Annotated in this window: 9 protein-coding genes; all 9 read left to right on the top strand. The window is 47.4% G+C overall.

The window, feature by feature from the left end; all coding sequences use genetic code 11:
* Positions 1–161: 161 nt before the first annotated feature.
* Positions 162–3,065: a two-partner secretion domain-containing protein gene (locus tag QUA57_RS12090; protein ID WP_333061141.1), complete on the top strand. Its 2,904-nt coding sequence runs from the start codon at positions 162–164 to the stop codon at positions 3,063–3,065.
* A gap of 65 nt (positions 3,066–3,130) precedes the next feature.
* Complete coding sequence (locus QUA57_RS12085; RefSeq protein WP_333061139.1) at positions 3,131–6,034, top strand: S-layer family protein; 2,904 nt, start codon at positions 3,131–3,133, stop codon at positions 6,032–6,034.
* A 65-nt stretch (positions 6,035–6,099) separates the two neighbouring features.
* On the top strand, positions 6,100–8,991 hold the full coding sequence (locus QUA57_RS12080) for a two-partner secretion domain-containing protein (protein WP_333061138.1): 2,892 nt from the start codon (positions 6,100–6,102) through the stop codon (positions 8,989–8,991).
* A 65-nt stretch (positions 8,992–9,056) separates the two neighbouring features.
* Positions 9,057–11,948 carry an S-layer family protein gene (locus QUA57_RS12075; RefSeq protein WP_333061135.1) on the top strand — a complete coding sequence of 964 codons (2,892 nt, stop codon included), beginning with the start codon at positions 9,057–9,059 and terminating at the stop codon, positions 11,946–11,948.
* A gap of 65 nt (positions 11,949–12,013) precedes the next feature.
* Positions 12,014–14,905 (top strand): two-partner secretion domain-containing protein, encoded by a 2,892-nt coding sequence (locus QUA57_RS12070; RefSeq protein ID WP_333251121.1) that lies wholly within the window; start codon positions 12,014–12,016, stop codon positions 14,903–14,905.
* A gap of 65 nt (positions 14,906–14,970) precedes the next feature.
* The gene (locus QUA57_RS12065) at positions 14,971–17,889 is read left to right on the top strand and encodes a two-partner secretion domain-containing protein (RefSeq protein ID WP_333251118.1); all 2,919 of its coding nucleotides are present in this window, start codon (positions 14,971–14,973) and stop codon (positions 17,887–17,889) included.
* A 118-nt stretch (positions 17,890–18,007) separates the two neighbouring features.
* Complete coding sequence (locus QUA57_RS12060) at positions 18,008–20,623, top strand: CHAT domain-containing protein (RefSeq protein WP_333061130.1); 2,616 nt, start codon at positions 18,008–18,010, stop codon at positions 20,621–20,623.
* A 191-nt stretch (positions 20,624–20,814) separates the two neighbouring features.
* Entirely contained in the window at positions 20,815–21,756 is a 942-nt protein-coding gene (gene cruF, locus QUA57_RS12055; protein ID WP_333061128.1) for a gamma-carotene 1'-hydroxylase CruF, read from the top strand.
* A 400-nt stretch (positions 21,757–22,156) separates the two neighbouring features.
* Positions 22,157–23,368 carry a 2'-O-glycosyltransferase CruG gene (gene cruG / locus QUA57_RS12050; protein ID WP_333061127.1) on the top strand — a complete coding sequence of 404 codons (1,212 nt, stop codon included), beginning with the start codon at positions 22,157–22,159 and terminating at the stop codon, positions 23,366–23,368.
* The last annotated feature ends 25 nt before the right edge of the window (positions 23,369–23,393 follow it).

Raw genomic sequence — 23,393 nt, 5'->3', positions numbered from 1 at the left:
CCGTCGCACTGAAAAAAGCTATCTTTATTATATTTGGGAAAAGTCCACTTTAGGGGTGAAAGAGAGTCGATCGAACACTGGGGCGATCGCACTGATATAATCCAAATATATAATTCTGATGGAACCGGAAACGATATTATTTATATAACAGAATTTAAGCTATGTCTCGCCTCTCTTCCGGTCTACTTTTTGTTTTCTTATTACTATTTCCCTCGAAAACCTTCGCCCAAATCATTCCCGATAATTCCCTGGGTCCGGAAAGTTCGCGGACAGTTCCCGATACTATCAACAACTTACCCTCAGATAGAATCACTGGCGGCGCAACTCGCGGCGTTAACCTCTTTCACAGCTTGCGCGAATTTAACATCCGTGAAGGACGGGGAGCTTATTTTGATAATCCCCGTGGAATTACCAACATATTCACCCGCGTTACTGGCCCAAACTCCTCAAATATTTTAGGAACTTTGGGAGTTTTAGGTAACGGTAACTTATTTTTAATTAATCCGAAAGGAATTATATTCGGCCCGAATGCGCGGTTAGATTTGCGCGGTTCGTTTATCGGTTCAACTGCTGACAGTATTGCGTTTAATAACGGCTTTGAATTCAGCAGCACCAACCCGCAAACATCCCCGCTGTTAACAGTTAATATTCCCGTTGGTTTAAGATTTAGAGACAATCCGGGTGCAATTGTCAATCAATCGACGGCTGTAGGGAAGGTAAATCTCCCAGCCTCTGCTGTGCCAATCCCGATTAGCGATCGAGTTGGTTTAGCAGTAGAACCCGGTCAAACTTTAGCACTGATTGGCGGCAACATCCAACTCCAAGGCGGCAATTTAACCGCCAGCGGCGGACAAATTTTACTCGGTAGCGTCGCCAGTCCCGGTTTAGTTAATTTTGCACTGGCTCCTCCTGTTGCTCAGCAGGGGAATTTAGCTTTAAATTATGACAATATTCAAAATTTCGGCAATATTCAAATATCCGATGGAACGCTTATCAACACCAGCGGAATTGGTGGTGGCAGAGTAGAGTTAAAAGGTGGAAATGTCGCCCTCAGCGGTGCGCGAATTTATGCGCTGACACTGGGAAATATTGATGGTAGAGGTATCGATATCAGCGCTCAAAAGTTGCGAGTGGAAAATGGCACGCAATTTTCTACTTTGACTCTAGGAGATGGTGCAGGAGGTAATATCAACTTCCGCGCTGCTGATTCAGTAGAAATGAGCGGGCTCGGAGTTGAAGGCTATCAACAGGTTGCAATTAAATATTTGGTATCGGGAACTACAGACCCATTTGACCCGCTAATGATGCTGTTTAATGCTAGTGCTGGTACTGGTTCGGGGGGGAATATTACGATCGACACCGGCCGCCTGCTCTTCAACAATGGGGTAGTAGGTAGCGGCATCGCTTTTGGCGGTGGAAATGGCGGCAATTTAATTATTCGCGCCAATACTTTTGAGATGGTGGGTTCTGGAATTAACAACGGGACAGCTAAAGAAAGTAGCGGTGCGGGAGGAAGTATTAGTGTTGATGTGGCGAAATTAATTATGCGCGACGGTTCTATTCTGGGTAGCACAAGCTACAGCAGCGGCCCGTCGGGGAATATCAACATTAAAGCTGCTGAATCAGTAGAATTGTCTAACACCGGCCCGACAACAGTTGTGTCAACCGGAATCAGCACTCTGAGTATCGGCTCTAACGGAAGGGCGGGGAATATTAACGTCGATACCAAGCGGTTGACTCTCTCTGGAGGTTCTGCGTTTACAGTAGGAACGGGTGTGTTAATTGGCAGGTTTTTGTTTTCTCAGGATGGGGGGCCTGCTGGAAATTTAACAGTTACGGCTACTGAATCAGTAGAAATTTCAGGTATTTCTCAACTTTTGACCAGCGGAATTCAGAGTGCTAGTGCGCTGAGTTCTGGAACTTTGAGCTCTAGTCCGGGCGGGGAGATTCGCATTGATACGCCAAGCCTAACCGTGCGGGACGGGGCGGTAGTTTCTACGAGCTCTTTGGGGGTGGGAGATGGGGGGAATATTACTGTTAATGCCGATCGCATTGACGTCAGTGGCAGCGGAAATAATGGTCTGTTTATCAGTACAATTGATGCTTCGGTGGGCAAGATATTTGGTACTAATCCTAATGCTACTGCAAATGCCGGTTCGTTGAATCTGAATGCCGATCGACTAATTGTCAGAGATGGAGCTACAGTGACAGTGCAGGCTACTGGAACCGGACGCGCCGGTAATATTAATGTTGTCGCAAATTCGATCGCTCTTGATAACAAAGCGATGATTGACGGCACGACTGTATCCGGTACAGGAGCAAATATTAACCTGCAAGCACGAGACATCCAATTGCGCCGCAACAGCCGAATTACCACGGATGCAGGCACTTCTGACGGCGGCAATATCAACATCAACAGCGACATTCTTGTCGCCCTCCCGCAAGAAAACAGCGACATTACAGCCAACGCCCGCACAGCAGGCGGCGGCCGCGTAAATATCAATGTCCCCAATGTTTTTGGTTTTACAGCAGCGAGTCGCGAACAAGTCAGAAACAGGTTGGGACTCAGTGACGCTGAATTTGCAGCGTTGCAAGTAAGCCCTACTTCTCTGCTTGCCAGCAGCGACATCGCCGCGATTTCCCAAAGTGGTGGCCCGGCTTTGCAAGGGGCGGTAACATTTAGTTCTGTTGGAGTGAATCCCGTTCAAGGTTTAGTGGAACTGCCCCAAAATGTGGTGAATCCGGCTGCCTTAATTGCTGCAAATCCCTGCATCCAAGGGGCCGAGAACGAGTTTACTGTGACGGGGCGGGGGGGATTGCCACCGAGTCCTCACGAGGTTCTCAGCAGCAATTCTAGCCAGTTTAATTGGGTGGAACCAGCGGTAGGTGGGAGTCAGCAAGTAGAAGGCCCCCTACCATCCATAGAAGTTCGACCAAGAGAAATTATTCCCGCTCAAGGTTGGGTAATGGACGATCGAGGACAAGTAAGGCTGGTAGCCTATAATTCACATGGTGGTGCATCTATTCGCAATACGAAATCGACGGGTGTTTGCGTACCTCGATAGATACTCTTTAGGTTTTAGCTAGCCCGTCGCTATTTTCCTCATACTAAATTAACCAGACTTAAAAGATGCCCCGCCAATCTTCCGCCCTATTTTTTGCATTTTTACTGCTGTTTCCTTTCCCCGCGATCGCTCAAATCATCCCAGACAGCAGCTTGGGTGCAGAAAGTTCGCGCACAGTTCCCGATACTATCAACAACTTACCCTCAGATAGAATCACTGGCGGTGCAACTCGTGGCGTTAACCTATTTCACAGCTTGCGCGAATTTAACATCCGTGAAGGGCGGGGAGCCTATTTCGCCAATCCCAGCGTAATCACCAACATATTCACCCGCGTTACTGGTGGCAATCCTTCTAATATTTTAGGTGTCTTGGGAGTCCAAGGAAATGCCAACTTATTTTTATTTAATCCCAAAGGAATTGTCTTTGGCTCCAACGCTCGGTTAGATTTGCGCGGCTCATTTGTCGGTTCAACAGGTAGCGGAATTCTCTTTGATAATGGGTTTGAATTTAGTGCAGCTAGTTCTAATGCAGTGCCCTTGTTAGCGATTAATATTCCTGTGGGTTTAAGATTTAGAGACAATCCCGGCACAATTGTCAACTCTTCCCAAACAAGGGCTCCTACATCCGCCTTACCACCACTACCCATAGAAATTCCTGTTTCTAACAAACTTGGTTTAGCAGTAGCTCCCGGTCAAACCTTAGCCTTAATTGGTGGAGATATTCAACTGCAAGGTGGAAATTTAACAGCTTATACCGGAAAAATATTACTGGGAAGTGTGAAAAGTCCAGGTTTAGTACAATTTGAGCCAACAGCTTTAGGTCTGAATTTAAACTATGGGAATATTCAGAAATTCGGCAATATTGAAATGAATGGTGCATTTATAAATACCAGCGGATTAGAAGGTGGCAGAATAAACATCAGGGGCGGAAACGTCACCCTTAACGGTTCGCGAATTTTGGCGCTGACGCTCGGAAATATTAATGGTAGAGGTATTCACATCAATGCTCAACTGTTGCGAGTAAATAGAGGGTCGCAAATTTCAACCCTAGCGCTAGGAGATGGGGCGGCGGGCGATATTAATATCCGCGCTACTGACTCAGTAGAAATGAGCGGCATTGGATTTGGGAGTTATCAACAGTTTTTACAGAATTATTTGATATCTGGAACAGGCAATCCTTTAGATCCGCAAATTGTTTTGAGCACGGGTACTCTTGGCAGGGGAGTCGCAGGCGCGATCGCAATTGATACGGGAAGACTGTTGATCGGCAACGGTAGCCTAGTAGGTAGTTCTACATTTGCCAGTGGCAATGGTGGAAATATCATCATCCGTGCCGGGATTTTGGATCTATCTGGCTCTGTGATTAACAGTGGCACACTTGTAGGGAGTACAGGCATCGGCGGAAATATCACCTTTGAAGGCGAAAGGTTGATAGTGCGTGATGGTGCTGCTATTAGTAGCGTTACTCGCAGTGGCGCAGCAGCAGGAAATATCAATATTAAAGCGAATCAATCATTAGAAATCTTGCGTACTCCCGCTGGCAGTGTCCTACAAACTATCATAAGTACAACCGCTCTCGGTCAGAATGGAAATGCGGGAAACATTACCATTGATACCAAGACATTGACTATCTCTGGTGGTGCTGGGATTAACTCATCGAGTGGTGCAGCGATTGGCACTCAACTATTAAATACGACTGGAGGTTTAGGAGGTAATGTAACCATTAGAGCTAGCGAGTCGATAGAAATAGGAGGTGTTTCTGAAATTTTGGCAAATGGGCGTAGGAGTATTAGTTTTATCGCTAGTGACACCTACTCATCGAATTTGGGAGGGGATATCTACATTTCCACACCTGTGTTATTGCTACGGAGTGGGGGATTTATTTCTGCTGGTTCTTTTGGTAAAGCAGATGCCGCTAACGTCACAATTGATGCACAAAAAGTGGAACTTATCGGTAATGGGAATCCTGGTGAATTTAGCAGTGCCATTCAGGCTTCCGTTGGCTTTTTATACCAGTTGAGGAATCCCAATGCTAGGGCGAATGCGGGTTCGTTGAATTTGAATGTTAACCAATTGAGGCTGCGGGATGGTGCAACGATTAATGTTCAGACGCTAGGAATGGGACAGGCTGGTAATATTAATGTTGTAGCCGACTCGATTGCTCTGGAAAATAAAGCCATCATCAATGCTTCTACTGACTTAGGCGGTGGCGGAAATATTAATCTTACAGCGCGAGATATCCAGTTGCGGGGCGAAAGCAGAATTGCAACAGATGCAGGTAGCTCTGAGGGTGGAAATATCAGAATTAATAGCGATATTTTGCTAGCTTTACCAGGAGAAAATAGCGACATTACAGCTAATGCTCGCACAGCTAGGGGAGGGCAAGTTACAGTTAATGTACCGAATATTTTTGGTTTTATGGCCGTAACACGGGAACAAGCTAGAAGCAGTTTAGGATTGACAGATGCTGAATTTTCTGAATTACAAATTAATCCAACTTCTTTACTCCCCACTAGCGATATCGCTGCTATTTCTCAACAGGCTGGTCCGGCTTTACAAGGGGCGGTGACATTTAGCACTACTGGTGTCAATCCCGCTCAAGGATTAGTAGCTTTGCCGCAAAATGTAGTTGACCCTACGACATTAATTGCAGCTAATCCCTGCACTGAAGGGGCAGGAAACGAGTTTACTATTACTGGTAAAGGAGGAGTACCACCCAACCCTAATGATGCCCTCAGCAGCGACTCTGCTCAGTTTAATTGGGTGGAACCGAGTGCAGCCAAAAACTCGGCAACGGATGATGTGACAGAGAGATTGTCAGTAGGTAATACAGAGAATTCGAGAGAAATTATCCCGGCTCAAGGTTGGGTAATGGACGATCGAGGACAAGTAAGGCTGGTAGCCTATAATTCTCTTGGTGGTGCATCTATTCGCAGTCCGAAACCGACGCGTGTTTGCGTACCTCAATAGGTACTCTTCAGGTTTTAGCTAATCCCTCGCTATTTTCCTAATACCAAATTAACCAGACTTCAAAGATGTGCTGCCAATCTTCCGTCCTATTTTTTGCATTCTTACTGCTGTTTCCTTTCCCCGCGATCGCTCAAATCATCCCCGATAATAGCTTGGGTGCAGAAAGTTCGCGTACAGTTCCCGAAACTATCAACAACTTACCGTCCGATAGAATAGAAGGCGGTGCAATTCGCGGCGTTAACCTCTTTCACAGCTTGCGCGAATTTAACATCCGTGAAGGGCGGGGAGCCTATTTTGCCAATCCTAACGGGATTGCGAATATTTTTACCCGCGTTACTGGTGGCAACCCTTCTAATATTTTAGGAACTCTGGGAGTTTTGGGAAACGGTAACTTGTTTTTAATTAACCCAAAAGGGCTTGTTTTTGGCCCCAATGCGAGGTTAGATTTGCGTGGTTCATTTTTAGCAAGTTCTGCTGATAGCGTAGTTTTCGATAATGGCGAGCAATTTAGCAGCAGCAATCCGCAACCCTTACCCCTGTTAAATGTCAATATACCTATCGGTTTAAACTTCCGAGAAAATCCGGGTAAAATCATTAACTATTCAGCAGCGCCCGCCTTGAATTTACCACAATTACCTCCGGGAATTCCGCCGATTTTCAATAACATGGGCTTAGCAGTTGGGTCCGGACAAACTCTCGCCCTAGTGGGCGGAGATATTGAATTAAATCTGGGAAATGTCACTGCATCAACCGGACAAATTTTGCTGGGTAGCGTCGCTAGTCCGGGGATGGTTGGATTGGGCACAACGCCATGGGGATTAAGTTTAAACTATCACAAGATTTCCAACTTTGGTAATATTGAAATCACCAACGGCTCACTGATAAATACCAGTGGAATCGGTGGTGGCAAAGTCGATATTCGAGGTGGAAATGTCAACCTCAATAATGGGCGAATTTATGCACTGACTTTGGGAAATATCGATGGCAGGGGTATCGATATTAACGCTCAACAGTTTCGGACCCAAGGTGGAACGCAAATCTCCACGCTGACAGCAGGAAGTGGTGCAGCGGGCGCTGTCAATATCCGGGCTACCGACTCAGTAGAAATGCTCGGAATTGGATTAGATAACTATAGAGTGTTTGGTGGTGACTATACGGTATCTGGCTCTTTCGACCCTTTTGACCCACAACTTCTGCTGATAACTGGCACTAATAGCATGGGAGCCGCTGGAAACATCACGATCGACACGGGACGATTGCTGATGGACAATGGAAGCGCATTGACTACCACCACGTTAGGTGCTGGCAACGCCGGAAATATTACCATCCGTGCCGGGGTGTTAGATATGGTCGCTTCTGCAATCCACAGTGGCCCACTTTTGGGGAGTACGGGTAGGGGAGGAAATATCACCTTTGAGGGAAAACGTTTAACCGTAAGCGACGGTGCTGCTGCGATCAGCATCACCCGCGGTGAAGGAGGAGCGGGGAATATCAACATTAAAGCTTCGGAATCAGTAGAAGTGCTGCGGACTCCCACGGGAAGTCCCGTAGCAAGTTTAATTGGGTCAACTGCGAGCGGTGTGAATGGGCAAGCCGGGGACATTAATATCGACACGAAGCGGTTGATTATCTCCGAAGGAGGCGGAATTAGTTTATCTAGCGGAGCAGTTGTGGGCAACCAACCGTTGAATACAACTGGGGGGCCCGGAGGTAATTTGACAGTTAGGGCCACTGAGTCAGTAACAGTCGAGGGTATTTCTGGAGTTTTGGCGAACGGGAGTCGGAATCCCAGTTTCATCTGCGCTGATGCCAATACTGCTAATCGGGGAGGGAGTATCAACATTTCTACACCTGTACTGACTGTCCGGGGTGGGGGAGTTATTAGCACTGCATCTTTAGGCCAAGGAGATGCCGGAAGCATTACGATCGATGCGGGTCGTGTAGAAGTTATTGGGAATGGGGGTCAAGGTGAATTTAACAGTCAAATTCAGACTTCCGTTGGGATTGCATCTGAGATTATCGATCCTAATGCTACGGCTAACGGAGGTTCGTTGAATCTAAATGTCGGGGAATTGATTCTTCGCAATGAAGGAACACTCAATCTGCAAGCTTTGGGATCGGGACGGGCTGGTAACATTAACGTCAAAGCAGACTCAATTTTTCTTGACAACCAAAGCAGCATTGACGGTAGAACGGCATCCGGTCCCGGAGCAAATATTAACCTCGAAGCACGAGATATCCAGTTGCGCCGAGGGAGCAGAATTACAACTGATGCAAGTATTTCTGATGGTGGCAATATCAACATTAAAAGCGATATTCTGGTCGCCCTCCCGCAAGAAAACAGCGATATTACTGCTAATGCGCGATCGGCCGCCGGTGGTCGGGTTAATATTAATGTCCCCAATGTTTTCGGGTTTACATCAGTCAGTCGCGAACAGGTGCGAGCGACTTTGGGATTAACAGATGCTCAATTTGCAGCGTTGCAAGTAAGTCCTACTTCTCTAATTCCTACCAGCGATATTGCGGCTATTTCCCAAAGTAGCGGCCCGGATTTGCAAGGTACTGTAACATTTAGTTCTTCTGGGGTGAATCCTGCTCAAGGTTTAGTGGAACTGCCGCAAAATGTGGTGAATCCGGCTGCGTTAATTGCTGCAAATCCCTGCACGCAAGGGGCCGATAGCGCATTTACCGTCACTGGGAAAGGAGGAGTGCCACCAAGTCCTAATGATGCCCTCAGCAGCCCTCTATCGCCGTTGCCTTGGGTGGAACCAGCGGTAGGTGAAAGTCAGCAAGTAGAAGGCAAAAGAGCATCCATAGACGTTCGGCAAACAGAAATTATTCCCGCTCAAGGTTGGGTAATGGACGATCGAGGAAAAGTAACCTTGGTAGCGTATAATTCAGGTGGTGGTGCATCTCTTCGCAGTCCAAAATCGACGGGTGTTTGCGTACCTCGATAGGTAATGTTCAGCTTTTAGCTAACCCCTCGCTATTTTCCTAATATTAAATTAACCAGGCTTAAAAGATGCCCCGCCAATCTTCCGCCCTATTTTTTGCATTCTTACTGCTGTTTCCTGTCCCTGCGATCGCTCAAATTATCCCCGATAATAGCTTGGGTGCGGAAAGTTCGCGAACAGTTCCCGACACGATTAATAACTTACCCTCGGACAGAATAGAAGGCGGTGCAACTCGCGGCGTTAACCTCTTTCACAGTTTACGCGAATTTAACATCCGTGAAAGGCGGGGAGCCTATTTTGCCAATCCCAGCGGAATTGCCAACATCTTCACCCGGGTTACTGGTGGCAATCCTTCTAATATTTTAGGTGTCTTGGGAGTCCAAGGAAATGCCAACTTATTTTTACTTAATCCCAAAGGAATTGTCTTTGGTCCCAACGCTCGGTTAGATTTGCGCGGCTCATTTATCGGTTCAACTGGTAGCGGAATTCTCTTTGATAATGGGTTTGAATTTAGTGCAGCTAATTCTAATGCAGTGCCATTGTTAGCGATTAATATTCCTGTGGGTTTAAGATTTAGAGAAAATCCCGGTACAATTGTCAACTCTTCCCAAACAAAGGCTCCTACCTCAGCCTTACCGCCACTCCCCATAGAAATTCCTGCGTTTGAAAAACTCGGTTTAGCAGTAGATCCCGGTCAAACTTTAGCATTAATTGGCGGTGACATTCAACTCCAAGGAGGAAATCTAACTGCTTATACCGGACAAATTCTTCTAGGTAGCGTCAAGAGTCCAGGTTTAGTGCAACTTGAACCAACAGCTTTAGGTCTGAATTTAAACTATCGCAATATTCAGAACTTCGGCAATATTGAAATGAACGGTGCATTTATAAATACCAGCGGATTAGGAGGTGGGAAAGTCGATATTCGAGGGGGAAATATTAATCTTAATGGTTCAGGAATTTATGGACTGACACTCGGAAATATTGACGGTAGAGGCATTAATATTAATTCCCAAAACTTGCGACTAGAGGGGGGGTCGCAAATTTTCGCCTCCACACTGGGAGAGGGGAGAGGAAGCGATATCAACATCCGCGCTACTGACTCAGTAGAAATGATCGGGTTGGGAATTGAGGGCTATCAGCAGCTTACAGAAAATTTTCAGACATCTGGAACAGGCAACCCCTTTATTTCGCAAATCGTTCTGTTCACTAGCGCTATTGGCAGTGGAGCAGCCGGAGATATTAACATTGAAGCCGGACGGCTGTTGATGAGCAATGGGGTAGTGGGCGGTGCCCCCACCTTTGGTGCTGGGAATGGCGGAAATTTGAGTATCCGCGCCAACACCGTCGAACTCGTCAGTTCAACGCTCTATAACGGCACAACGAACGAAAGCACTGGCCAAGGCGGAAACATCACTGTTGAAGCGCAACGGTTAATTCTGCGCGAGGGCGGTGCGTTTGCCAGCTTCAGCCTTAGTGATGGAGCATCGGGAAATATCGCGATTAAAGCGAGTGAATCTGTGGAATTATCAGGTAGTCTTCCTGTAGGTCTAGGGCAAACTCGGCTCGGCACGAATACTTTTGATGGTAATGGAAAAGGTGGGGATATTACGATCGACACTAAGCGGTTGAGTGTTTCTAATGGAGCCACAATTAGTTTAACGACGGGTGCAATTTTTGGCGAAGCCGTGTTTTCTACAAGTGGGGGGACGGGAGGAAATTTAACTGTGAGAGCCTCCGAGTCTATAGAAGTGAGCGGCGAGTCACGATTTTTGGAAAATGCGGGCTATGTAGCAAGTTCTTTTGTTACTCAAACTGCAAGTTCTGGTAGAGGTGGAGATATCCGCCTGTCAACACCTAAACTAACTGTGCAGAATGGCGGCGTTATTTCTGCGGCTTCTTTGGGTATAGCAGATGCAGGAGATATTACAATTAATGCCGATCGCTTACAAGTGCAAGGTATTGGGAGCAACAGTCGGTTGAGGAGTGGAATTGAAGCCTCGGCTGGTAAGGCTTTTAATGCTGTCAATTCCAATGCTAGCGGAAATGCAGGCTCGTTGAATTTGAATGCTAATCAATTGATTATTCGGGATAGTGCAGTGGTTAATGTTCAGTCTTTAGGAACAGGTAGGGCTGGCAATATTAACGTTGTAGCGAACTCCATTGCCCTGGACAATAAAAGCATAATAGATGGCACAACGGTCACTGGTTCCGGTGCTAATATTAACCTGCAAGCGCAAGATATTCAGTTACGGCGCGGTAGCCGAATTACCACCGATGCAGGTGTTTCTGAGGGTGGTAATATCAGAATTAATAGCGATATTTTGGTAGCTTTACCGCGAGAAAATAGTGATATTACAGCTAATGCTCGCACAGCTAGGGGCGGACAAGTTACGGTCAATGTACCAAATATATTTGGCTTTACAAGCCTTAACCGCGAACAAGCCAGGAGTAGTTTAGGATTAACAGATGCTGAATTTGCAGCGTTGCAAGTAAGTCCGACTTCTCTAATTCCTACCAGCGACATCGCCGCGATTTCCCAAAGTAGCGGCCCGGCTTTGCAAGGTACTGTAACATTTAGTGATTCTGGGGTGAATCCTGCTCAAGGTTTAGTGGAACTGCCGCAAAATGTGGTGAATCCGGCTGCGTTAATTGCTGCAAATCCCTGCATCAGAGGGCAAGCAAGCGAGTTTACCGCTACTGGGAAAGGAGGAGTGCCACCGAGTCCTAATGATGCCCTCAGCAGCCCTCTATCGCCGTTGCCTTGGGTAGAACCAGCGGTAGGTGGGAGTCAGCAAGTAGAAGGCCCCCTACCATCCATAGAAGTTCGCCCAACAGAAATTATTCCCGCTCAAGGTTGGGTAATGGACGATCGAGGACAAGTAAGGCTGGTAGCCTATAATTCTGGTGGTGCTGCATCTATTCGCAGTCCGAAATCGACGGGTGTTTGCGTACCTCAATAGGTACTCTTCAGGTTTTAGCTAATCCCTCGCTATTTTCCTAATACCAAATTAACCAGACTTCCAAGATGCGCTGCCAATCTTCCGCCCTATTTTTTGCATTCTTACTGCTGTGTCCTTTCCCTGCGATCGCCCAAATCATCCCAGACAGCAGCTTGGGTGCAGAAAGTTCGCGGACAGTTCCCGATACTATCAAGAACTTACCATCGGACAGAATAGAAGGCGGTGCAACTCGCGGAGTAAATTTATTTCACAGTTTACAACAATTTAACGTGGGTGAAGGCAGAGGAGCATATTTTGCCAATCCTAACGGAATTGCGAATATTTTTACCCGCGTTACTGGTGGCAACCCTTCTAATATTTTAGGTGTGTTGGGAGTCGAAGGAAATGCCAACTTATTTTTACTTAATTCCAAAGGAATTGTCTTCGGTTCCAATGCGAGGTTAGATTTGCGTGGTTCATTTTTAGCAAGTTCTGCTGATAGCGTAGTTTTCAATAATGGCTATCAATTCAGCAGCAGCAATCCCCAATCATTACCGCTGTTAAATATCAATATACCTATCGGTTTAAATTTTCGAGAAAATCCGGGTAAAATAATTAACTCTTCAGCAGCGCCCGCCTTGAATTTACCACAATTACCCCCCGCAATCCCGCAGATTTTCAAGAACATAGGCTTAGCAGTGGAGCCCGGAAAAACAATCGCCCTAGTGGGCGGAGATATGGAATTAAATCACGGAAGTGTCACTGCATCAAACGGACAAATTTTGCTCGGTAGCGTCGCTAGTCCGGGGATGGTTGGATTGGGGGCAACGCCATTTGGATTAAGTTTAAACTATGACAGTATTTCCAACTTTGGTAATATTGAAATGACCAACGGCTCACTGATCAACACCAGTGGCATCGGTGGCGGCAAAGTTGATATTCGAGGTGGAAATGTCAGCCTCAATAATGGGCGAATTTATGCACTGACTTTGGGAAATATCGATGGCAGGGGCATCGATATTAACGCTCAACAGTTTCGGGCCCAAGGTGGGGCGCAAATCTCCACGCTTACAGCCGGAAGTGGCGCGGGAGGCGCTATCAATATCCGCGCTACCGATTCAGTAGAACTGATCGGGATTGGATTTGAGAGCTTTCAAAACTTTGTCAAAAATTATACAATCTCTGGAAAAATCAACCCTTTTGACCCACAGATTCTGCTGGAAACTAGCACTGCTGGCATGGGAGATGCGGGAAACATCTTAATCGATACCGGACAACTGCTGATCGACAATGGAACCGTATCGGGTAGCGCTACATTAGGTGCTGGCAACGCCGGAAATATGACCCTCCGTGCCAGGGTTTTCGATCTGGTCGGTTCAGGGATCAACACCGGCACACTCGCGGGGAGTACGGGTAGGGGAGGAAATATCAGCTTTGAGGGAGAACGTTTTATCATACGCGATGGCAGTGCGCTCATCAGCACCACTCGCAGTGAAGCACCATCGGGGAATATCAACATTAAAGCGAATGAATCAGTAGAAGTGCTGCGGACTCCTCCTCGAAGTCCCGTAGCAACCTTGATTGGTGCAACCGCAATCAGCATTAATGGGAAAGCCGGAGACATTTATATCGACACGAAGCGGTTGAGGATCTCTGAAGGGGGCGGAATTAGTTTATCTAGTGGATCGGTTGTGGGCAACCAACCGTTGAATACAACTGGGGGGCCAGGAGGTAATTTAACAATTAAAGCTACTGAGTCAGTCAGACTAGAGGGTATTTCTGGAGTTTTGGCGAATGGCAGTCGGAATCCTAGTTTCATCTCCGCTGATACCAACTCTGCTGCTCGGGGAGGGAGTATGAACATTTCTACACCTTTAGTCATTCTCCGGGATGGAGGACTTATTTCTACTGCTTCTTTAGGCAAAGGAGATGCCGGAAGCATTACTATCGATGCGGGGCGTGTGGAAATTATTGGTAATGGGGGTCAAGGTGAATTTAACAGTCAAATTCAAACTTCCGTTGGGATTGCCTCTCGCGTTAGAAATCCCAATGCTACGGCTAACGGAGGTTCGTTGAATCTGAATGTTGGGCAATTGATTCTTCGCAATGGGGGAACTCTCAATCTGCAAGCTTTGGGTTCAGCACGGGCTGGTAATATTAACGTGAAAGCAGATGCAATTTCCCTTGACAATCAAAGCAGCATTGACGGGAGAACTGAATCCGGCGCTGGAGCAAATATTAACCTCGAAGCACGGGATATCCAGTTGCGCCGAGGCAGCAGAATTACAACGGATGCAAGTATTTCTGAGGGTGGCAATATCAACATTAAAAGCGATATCCTGGTCGCCCTCCCCAACGAAAATAGCGATATTACGGCTAATGCGCGATCGGCTCAAGGTGGTCGCGTTAATATTAACGTCCCCAATGTTTTCGGGTTTACCTCAGTGACTCGCGAACAGGTGCGAGCGACTTTGGGATTAACAGATGCTGAATTTGCAGCGTTGCAAGTAAGTCCGACTTCTCTAATTCCTACCAGCGATATTGCGGCTATTTCCCAAAGTAGCGGCCCGGATTTGCAAGGTACTGTAACATTTAGTTCTTCTGGGGTGAATCCTGCTCAAGGTTTAGTGGAACTGCCGCAAAATGTGGTCGATCCGGCTGCGTTAATTGCAGCAAATCCCTGCATCCGAGGGGCCGGGAGCGCATTTACCGCTACTGGGAAAGGAGGAGTGCCACCGAGTCCTAATGATGTTCTCAGCAGCAATTCTAGCCAGTTTAATTGGGTGGAACCAGCGATAGGTGGAAGTCAGCAAGTAGAAGGCAAAAGAGCATCCATAGAAGTTCGACCAAGAGAAATTATTCCCGCTCAAGGTTGGGTAATGGACGATCGAGGACAAGTGACGCTGGTAGCGTATAATTCAGGTGGTGGTGCATCTCTTCGCAGTCCGAAATCGACGGGTGTTTGCGTACCTCGATAGGTAATGTTCAGCTTTTAGCTAACCCCTCGCTATTTTCCTAATATTAAATTAACCAGGCTTAAAAGATGCCCCGCCAATCTTCCGCCCTATTTTTTGCATTCTTACTGCTGTTTCCTGTCCCTGCGATCGCTCAAATCATCCCCGATAATAGCTTGGGTGCAGAAAGTTCGCGTACAGTTCCCGACACGATTAATAATTTACCCTCGGACAAAATAGAAGGCGGTGCAACTCGCGGCGTTAACCTCTTTCACAGTTTACGCGAATTTAACATCCGTGAAGGGCGGGGAGCCTATTTTGTCAATCCTAACGGGATTACCAATATTTTTACCCGCGTTACTGGTGGCAACCCTTCTAATATTTTAGGAACTCTGGGAGTTTTGGGAAACGGTAACTTATTCTTAATTAACCCCAAAGGAATTGTTTTCGGTCCCAATGCGAGGTTAGATTTGCGTGGTTCATTTTTAGCAAGTTCTGCTGATAGCGTAGTTTTCAATAATGGCTATCTATTCAGCAGCAGCAATCCTCAATCAGTACCCCTGTTAAATGTCAATATACCTATCGGTTTAAATTTTCGAGAAAATCCGGGTAAAATCATTAATGCTTCAGCAGCACCAGCCTTGAATTTACCCCAATTACCTCCAGGAATTCCGCCGATTTTCAATAACATGGGCTTAGCAGTTGGGTCCGGACAAACTCTCGCCCTAGTGGGCGGAGATATGGAATTAAATCAGGGAAGTGTCACTGCATCTACCGGACAAATTTTGCTGGGTAGCGTTGCTAGTCCGGGGATGGTTGGATTGGGCATAACGCCATTGGGATTAAGTTTAAACTATGACAAGATTTCCAACTTTGGTAATATTCAAATAACGAACGGCTCACTGCTCAATACCAGTGGAATCGGTGGTGGCAAAGTCGATATTCGAGGTGGAAATGTCAACCTCAACAATGGAAGAATTTATGCACTGACTTTGGGAAATATTGACGGCAGGGGCATCGATATTAACGCTCAACAGTTTCGGGTTCAAGGTGGGGCGCAAATATCCACGCTGACAGCAGGAAGTGGTGCAGCGGGCGCTGTCAATATCCGTGCTACCGACTCAGTAGAAATGAACGGAATTGGATTGGCTCTCTATACAGTGTTTGTCGGTAAGTATTTGCTATCTGGATCGATCGCCCCTTTTGACCCACAAATTGTTCTGAACTCTGGCACTAGGGGCATGGGAAATGCCGGAAACATCACGATCGACACGGGACGATTGCTGATGGACAATGGAACTGCATTGACTAGCGCCACGTTTGCTACTGGGAACGCAGGAAGTATGACCATCCGTGTCAGAGACTTCGATCTGGTAGGTTCGGTGATGAACAGCGGCACATTTGCCGGGAGTAAGGGTGCGGGAGGAAATATCAGCTTTGAGGGAGAACGTTTAACCGTGAGTGATGGTGCTGCTCTGATCAGCATCACCCGCGATCGAGGAGCATCGGGGGATATTAACATTAAAGCTTCCGAATCAGTAGAAGTGCTGCGGACTCCCGCTCGAAGTCCCGTAGCAACCTTAATCGGCTCAACGGCAGGCGGTGTGAATGGGGAAGCTGGGGACATTAATATCGACACGAAGCGGTTGAGAATTTCTGACGGAGGCGGAATTAGCTTATCTAGCGGATCAGTTGTGGGCAACCAACCGTTGAATACAACTGGGGGGCAAGGAGGTAATTTTACACTTAGGGCCAGTGAGTCAGTAACAATAGAGGGTATTTCTGGAGTTTTAGCAAACGGCAGTCGGGGCCCCAGTTTTATCTCCGCTGATGCCAACGCAGCTAATCGGGGAGGAAGTATGAATATTTCTACACCTGTACTGACTCTCCGGGGTGGGGGAGTTATGACTACTGCATCTTTAGGCAAAGGAGATGCCGGCAGCATCACAATAAATGCGGGCCGTGTAGAAATTATTGGTACTGGAGGTCAAGGTGAATTTAACAGTCAAATTCAGACTTCCGTTGGGATTGCCTCTCGCGTTAGAAATCCCAATGCTACGGCTAACGGAGGTTCGTTGAATCTGAATGTTGGGCAATTGATTCTTCGCAATGGGGGAACTCTCAATCTGCAAGCTTTGGGTTCAGCACGGGCTGGTAATATTAACGTGAAAGCAGATGCAATTTCCCTTGACAATCAAAGCAGCATTGACGGGAGAACTGAATCCGGCGCTGGAGCAAATATTAACCTCGAAGCACGGGATATCCAGTTGCGCCGAGGCAGCAGAATTACAACGGATGCAAGTATTTCTGAGGGTGGCAATATCAATATTAAAAGCGATATTCTGGTGACTCTCCCCAATGAAAATAGCGATATTACGGCTAATGCGCGATCGGCTCAAGGTGGTCGGGTTAATATTAATGTCCCCAATGTTTTTGGGTTTACCTCAGTCACTCGTGAACAGGTTCGAGGTAATTTGGGATTAACCGATGCTCAATTTGCAGCGTTGCAAGTAAGTCCGACTTCTCTAATTCCTACCAGCGATATTGCGGCTATTTCCCAAAGTAGCGGCCCGGCTTTGCAAGGTACTGTAACATTTAGTGATTCTGGGGTGAATCCTGCTCAAGGTTTAGTGGAACTGCCGCAAAATGTGGTGAATCCGGCTGCGTTAATTGCTGCAAATCCTTGCATTAGAGGGACCGAGAGCGAGTTTAACGCTACTGGGAAAGGAGGAGTGCCTCCAAGTCCTAATGATGCCCTCAGCAGCCCTCTATCGCCGTTGCCTTGGGTAGAAGACGCAGGAAGTTCGGCAACGAGCAATTTAGAGGATTTAACCGATGTAACCGATCGAGGGAAGAACGAAGAGGGGGAAATCCGGGTTCGGGAAGTTGTTCCGGCGCAAGGTTGGGTGGTGAATGCGAAAGGGGAGGTAACTCTTGTTGGATATAATCCTGGTAATGCTGCTGACTCTCGCAATCCTCGGCAGAATTCTGGTTGTGTGCCGCGTTGAAATTGGTTGTTTTTTAACCGCAGATGTAGGCGGATTAACGCGGATTAACGCAGATAAAGAATAAGATTGATTAGGGTTAATTAGTGTGTGTCTGCAGCTGTAATTTTATTTTTTAAATATGAAGTTTTCCCGATCGCTCCGGCAAGTAATTCTGTTATTTTTGATTTCCTGTCTGCTAGCAGTTGCGATTCCTCCCGGAGTTGCTCAGGTTAATCCACCACCAGCGGTGCAGCTTGTCCGTCAAGCTCGAACTCTTTACCAAGAGGAACGTTTTTCGGACGCTGTACCGCTGTTGCAGCAAGCGGCAGCGCAGTTTGAGGCAAAAGGGGAAAATCTCGATCGCGCCACAGCTTTGAGCAATTTAGCTGCAACCTACGGGCAGTTGGCGCTTTGGGAAGAAGCAGAAAAAGCTGTAAATTCGAGTTTGTCTGTTGTGCGAACACAGGCAAAAACTCCCGAACAGCAGCGGATTTTGGCTGAAACTCTCAACATTCAAGGACAGTTGCAACTCGAACGGGGGCAGCCTCAAGATGCGATCGAGATTTGGACGCAAGCTGCTAAAATTTTCGAGCAAATTGATAGAAAACCCCAATTTTTTCAAGTTCAAATTAATCAAAGTCGGGCTTGGGAAATTCTCGGACTTTACCCGAGAGCTTGCAAAATGCTGTTAGCTTCTTTCAAGCTGGAAAACCAAACTTGCGAAGTTTCGGCAGCGGGTTTGGAAACTTTGAAAAATGGGTCGGTTTCTCTCGAACAAGTCCGGGCAATTCATGCTTTAGGGCGGGTGCTGCGGGTTTTGGGACAACTGGAACGATCGCAGGATGTGCTGTCGGTTGGACTGGAAGCGGCGCAAAAATTAGGTGCCCGGCCAGAGGAGGCTGCAATTTATCTCAATCTAGGGAATACGGTACGGGCTAAAAGCAATAAACCGGGTTTGACACCAGAACAGCGGGGTGATTGGGAACGCTTTGCCCTAGAGTATTATGCTCGATCGGCGCAGGCGATCCCGGATCGAGCGCTCCTACACATTCAGGCAAAGTTAAACCAATTGAGTTTGTTGGTCGATCGCGAAGATTGGTCTGAGGCAGAAGCTTTGTGGCGTTCCATCGAACCTCAAGTCGCTCAATTTGGCTCGAATCGCGCTGGACTTTACGCTCAAATTAATCTAGCTCAAAGTTTGATGAAATTAGCTCAGTCGCCTGCGAAAACTTTGAGTTTAAGCGAGATTGACACAATGCTCGATCGCTCTGTCGAAAAAGCAAACAGTTTGGGCGACAAACGAATAAAAGCTTATATTCTGGCAGCGAAAGGCAAACTATCGGAAATCCAACAGCAGTATCAGAAAGCGGAAAATCTCACAACTGAGGCTTTGAGTTTAGCACCGGCGTTTCAATCTCCCGATATTGCTTACCAATTGTTTTGGCAACTTGGACGGATTCGGAAAGCTCAGGGAAATACAGAAGGGGCGATCGTTCAATATACTCAAGCTGTCAATATATTGTCTTCTCTGCGGGGCGATTTGGTGACAGTCAATCCCGAAGTGCAATTTTCGTTTCGGGAAAGTGCCGAACCGGTTTATCGGGAATTAGTCGGGCTGCTTTTGCAAGAGGAATCTCCCAGTCAAGCTAAATTGAAACTAGCGCGCCAAACGGTGGAATCTTTGCAGTTGGCGGAATTGGACAACTTTTTTCGGGATGCTTGCGCTGATGCTAAACCAAAGTCGATCGAGGAAATCGATCCGACAGCGGCGGTGATTTATCCGATTATTTTGAGCGATCGTTTGGAGGTAATTTTGTCAATTCCCGGCAAACCTCTGCGCCGCTACGCTACTGTGAAGTCTCAAGCCGAGTTGGAAACTGCCTTCAGACAAGCCAAAAATACCATCAGGCCTGCTTCTTTCCCCCGCAACAGGAGGCAAGCGGTTGAACAGGTTTACGACTGGTTAATCCGCCCTGCAGAGGCGGATTTGACCGCCAGCGGGATTAAAACTCTGGTATTTGTGCTCGACGGTTATTTGCGGAATCTGCCGATGGCGGTGCTCCACGACGGTGAAAAGTTTTTGGTAGAAAAATACAGCATTGCTTTGGCGCCGGGATTGCAACTGCTGGCACCGAAACCGCTGAACAAAGTCAAGTTAAAAGTGCTTACCGCTGCCCTCTCCGAAGCGCGTCAAGGCTTCTCGGCTTTGCCGGGGGTGAAGGAGGAAATTCAACAAATTGCAGCCGAGATGCCGGCGAGTTCGCTGCTGAATGAAGATTTTGTCAGCGGGCGGTTGCACGATCGAATTAAAGCTTTGTCTTACCCGATCGTCCATTTGGCAACTCACGGTCAGTTTAGCTCGAATGCAGCGGATACTTTTATTGTGACTTGGGATCAGAAAGTGAATGTTAAGGAGTTCGATCGACTGCTGCGAGCCCGCACTGGTGAGAAACAACAGCCGATCGAACTTTTGGTTTTAAGTGCTTGCGAAACTGCTTCGGGCGATAACCGCGCGGCTTTGGGTTTGGCGGGGGCCGCAATTCGATCGGGTGCGCGCAGCACCGCCGCCACCCTTTGGCAAGTCAATGACGAATCTACAGCTATCTTTATGACTGAGTTTTACAAGCAACTGGCTTCTTCTAAAACCAGCAAAGCTGAAGCCCTCCGCAACGCTCAATTAACTCTGCTGAAAAACCAACAGTATCAGAATCCGTATTTCTGGGCACCTTTCGTGCTAGTGGGCAATTGGCAGTAATTTTCGATCGGGAATGGGCATCGGGAATGGGGCATCGGGAATGGGGCATCGGGAATGGGGCATCGGGAATGGGGCATCGGGCTTGCAGTCAACAGACAACTGACAACTGACTAAAATGCAGTTGGTTTTTTGTTAAAGTTTGTAAACTGTTAAGAGTGCTTTCTGCATCTAATATTTTTTCGAGGAGTCCCATGAAGCAACTTTTGATTGCTGAGCGCTTTTGCCTGATTGCCCACGTCTTGTCAATGGCTTTTGGATTGGCAGGGTTGCTGCTGATTTTACCCCGTCCCGAATTGGTGATGAGTTTGCCACCAGCAGGGCAAACGCTATTCCAGTGGGGGATGGCTGGGGGTGGAGTAGTTTATATCATCTTTGGTGCAGCAGCAGTTGCTCTGTATGCCTTGCGGACGTTGGGTTGGGGTGCAACTCTGGCTTTTTTACTGCCTTCTGTGTTTTTGTCCTTGAGTAGCGAGTTGTTGGGAACGAGTACGGGTTTTCCCTTCGGCCACTACCACTATTTGAGCGGTTTGGGTTACAAAATTGCAGGGCTGGTTCCGTTTACAATTCCCCTCTCGTGGTTTTATCTGGGACTGGTTTCCTATGTAATTGCTCGCGCTGGATTAGCTGGCGGTAAAGGTGAACTCAACTGGGTGCGCCAAATAGGGGCGATCGCCCTTGGTGCTTTGCTGCTAACAGCTTGGGATTTTGTACTAGATCCGGCGATGAGTCAAACTTCTGTGCCTTTTTGGGAGTTTGAGGAAATTGGGGCTTTCTTTGGGATGCCTTACCGCAATTTGGCTGGCTGGATGGGTACGGGGGCGCTATTTATGTCTGTAGCAGCTTTCTTGTGGAGAAAAACACCGATTAAATTAGAGCGATCGGAATTGGGTTTGCCCTTAATTGTTTATTTGGTAAACTTTGCTTTCGGAGCAATTATCACTGTAACTTCGTTGGATTCTCGGTTCTGGTTCCCGACATCGCTAGCGGTGCTTCTGGGCGTAGTTCCGGCGATCGCGTTAAGCTGGATCGCTAAACCTGCAGCAGGTGACGTAACCGAAACAATGCCGTCTTTGGAGACATCTGTGATCGCGGCTGAAATTCCACCTCAGCCCGTTGGCGTTTTGCGTAAGTGAGTTGCTAGCAAGCAACTGCGGCTGATTTAGCAAAAATTTACACTAAATTTTGAGCTAGTTTAAAAACCCGGTTTCTACAAAAAACCGGGTTTTTCAGTGACGATTTTTTCATTCCCAATTCCTGTAATATGTTTGAGGTCAAAATTTTATTCAATTTTTAAATTGATACCACTTACAAAAAAAATTAACTGTAAATAAGCTTCCATTCCATATCCCAATACGGTTCAGTTAAGCTCGATCCCCTCTAACCCCCCTAAAAAAAGGGGGGACAAGAAATTACTCTTGCGTCGCCCTTCTTAAGAGGGATGCGATGGGGATCTCCGAGGAATAAATAGTTTTAACCCAACCGTATTGACCTATATCCAGTAAGTCATTCCCAATTCTTCAATTCTTTAATACTATGGTTTCCCCGATCGCCCCGAACCTGTTCCCCCAACTGCTGACAACTATCATTCCTGTCGCACTCCTGCTGCTGCAATTGCCCGCCGCAGCCCTTCTGATGTCGCGGTTAATTAAAGGCCCATCGCGCATCCCGCCCCTGGAACCGGATTCGCCGACGATGGATTTGTTGGGTGTTTGTACTGCGGTAGTGCCGACTTTGAACGAAGCCGATCGAATTTCGCCTTGTTTGGAAGGATTAAGCCGCCAAAGTTACGAACTCCGAGAAGTAATTGTGGTTGACAGCTATTCGGTAGACGGAACCGGAGATTTAGTCAAAGCAGCAGCACAAAAAGACCCCCGGTTTCGCTTGATTAACGACGATCCGCTGCCGGCGGGTTGGGTAGGGCGTCCCTGGGCGCTGAATGCAGGTTTTTTGGCAAGTTCCGAGAAGTGCGAGTGGATTTTGGGGATAGATGCCGATACTGTGCCGCATCCGGGTTTGGTGGCGAGTTTACTCAAAACGGCCAAAGCTGGAAATTACGATTTGATTTCGCTCTCGCCGCAGTTTATCCTCAAGTATCCGGGGGAGTTGTGGCTGCAACCTGCTTTGTTAATGACTTTGGTTTATCGGTTCGGGCCGACGGGGACTGGCGGGGATGTGCCGGAACGGGTGATGGCGAACGGTCAGTGTTTCTTGTGTAAGCGCGAGGTTTTGGTGGCATTGGGGGGCTATGAGGTCGCGAGGAGTTCTTTTTGCGATGATGTGACTTTGGCTCGCTATGCGGCTGCTAAGGGCTTTAAGGTGGGCTTTTTGGACGGGGCTAAAGTGTTGAAGGTGCGGATGTATGAGGGTGCGATCGAGACTTGGAATGAATGGGGTCGATCGCTCGATTTGAAAGATGCTGCTTCAAGCGGTCAAATCTGGGGCGATTTGTGGCTGTTGCTGGCGGTTCAAGGTTTGCCGGTGCCGATTGTGTTGTGCTATTTGCTGTTTGGTTCGCTGCCGCCTGTTGGTGTATTTCCGCACTTTTGGCTGTTGGGATTGAATGTATTTTTGGTTGCAGTGCGATCGGCTTTGTGTTTGGCGATCGCACCTTCCTACGATACAACTGGGGCATCGGGTAAATGGCTGTTTTGGCTGTCACCTTTGGCCGATCCGTTGGCGTTTTTGCGAATTTTAATTTCTGCGTTGAATCAGCCTACTCAGTGGCGCGGCAGAAAGTATGAATAATCATTAAATTTTTGCTCGTTCTTTT

Origin of the sequence: Microcoleus sp. Pol7_B2 (assembly GCF_036701035.1) — a bacterium.
Taxonomy (GTDB): Bacteria; Cyanobacteriota; Cyanobacteriia; order Cyanobacteriales; family Microcoleaceae; genus Microcoleus.
This window is presented reverse-complemented; position numbering and strand designations above follow the sequence as displayed.

Coding starts and splice junctions, on each gene's coding strand:
- QUA57_RS12085 (WP_333061139.1), top strand. CDS start 3,131: ATGCCCCGCCAATCTTCCGCCCTATTTTTTGCATTTTTACTGCTGTTT.
- QUA57_RS12070 (WP_333251121.1), top strand. CDS start 12,014: ATGCGCTGCCAATCTTCCGCCCTATTTTTTGCATTCTTACTGCTGTGT.
- QUA57_RS12065 (WP_333251118.1), top strand. CDS start 14,971: ATGCCCCGCCAATCTTCCGCCCTATTTTTTGCATTCTTACTGCTGTTT.
- QUA57_RS12075 (WP_333061135.1), top strand. CDS start 9,057: ATGCCCCGCCAATCTTCCGCCCTATTTTTTGCATTCTTACTGCTGTTT.
- cruG (WP_333061127.1), top strand. CDS start 22,157: ATGGTTTCCCCGATCGCCCCGAACCTGTTCCCCCAACTGCTGACAACT.
- QUA57_RS12090 (WP_333061141.1), top strand. CDS start 162: ATGTCTCGCCTCTCTTCCGGTCTACTTTTTGTTTTCTTATTACTATTT.
- cruF (WP_333061128.1), top strand. CDS start 20,815: ATGAAGCAACTTTTGATTGCTGAGCGCTTTTGCCTGATTGCCCACGTC.
- QUA57_RS12060 (WP_333061130.1), top strand. CDS start 18,008: ATGAAGTTTTCCCGATCGCTCCGGCAAGTAATTCTGTTATTTTTGATT.
- QUA57_RS12080 (WP_333061138.1), top strand. CDS start 6,100: ATGTGCTGCCAATCTTCCGTCCTATTTTTTGCATTCTTACTGCTGTTT.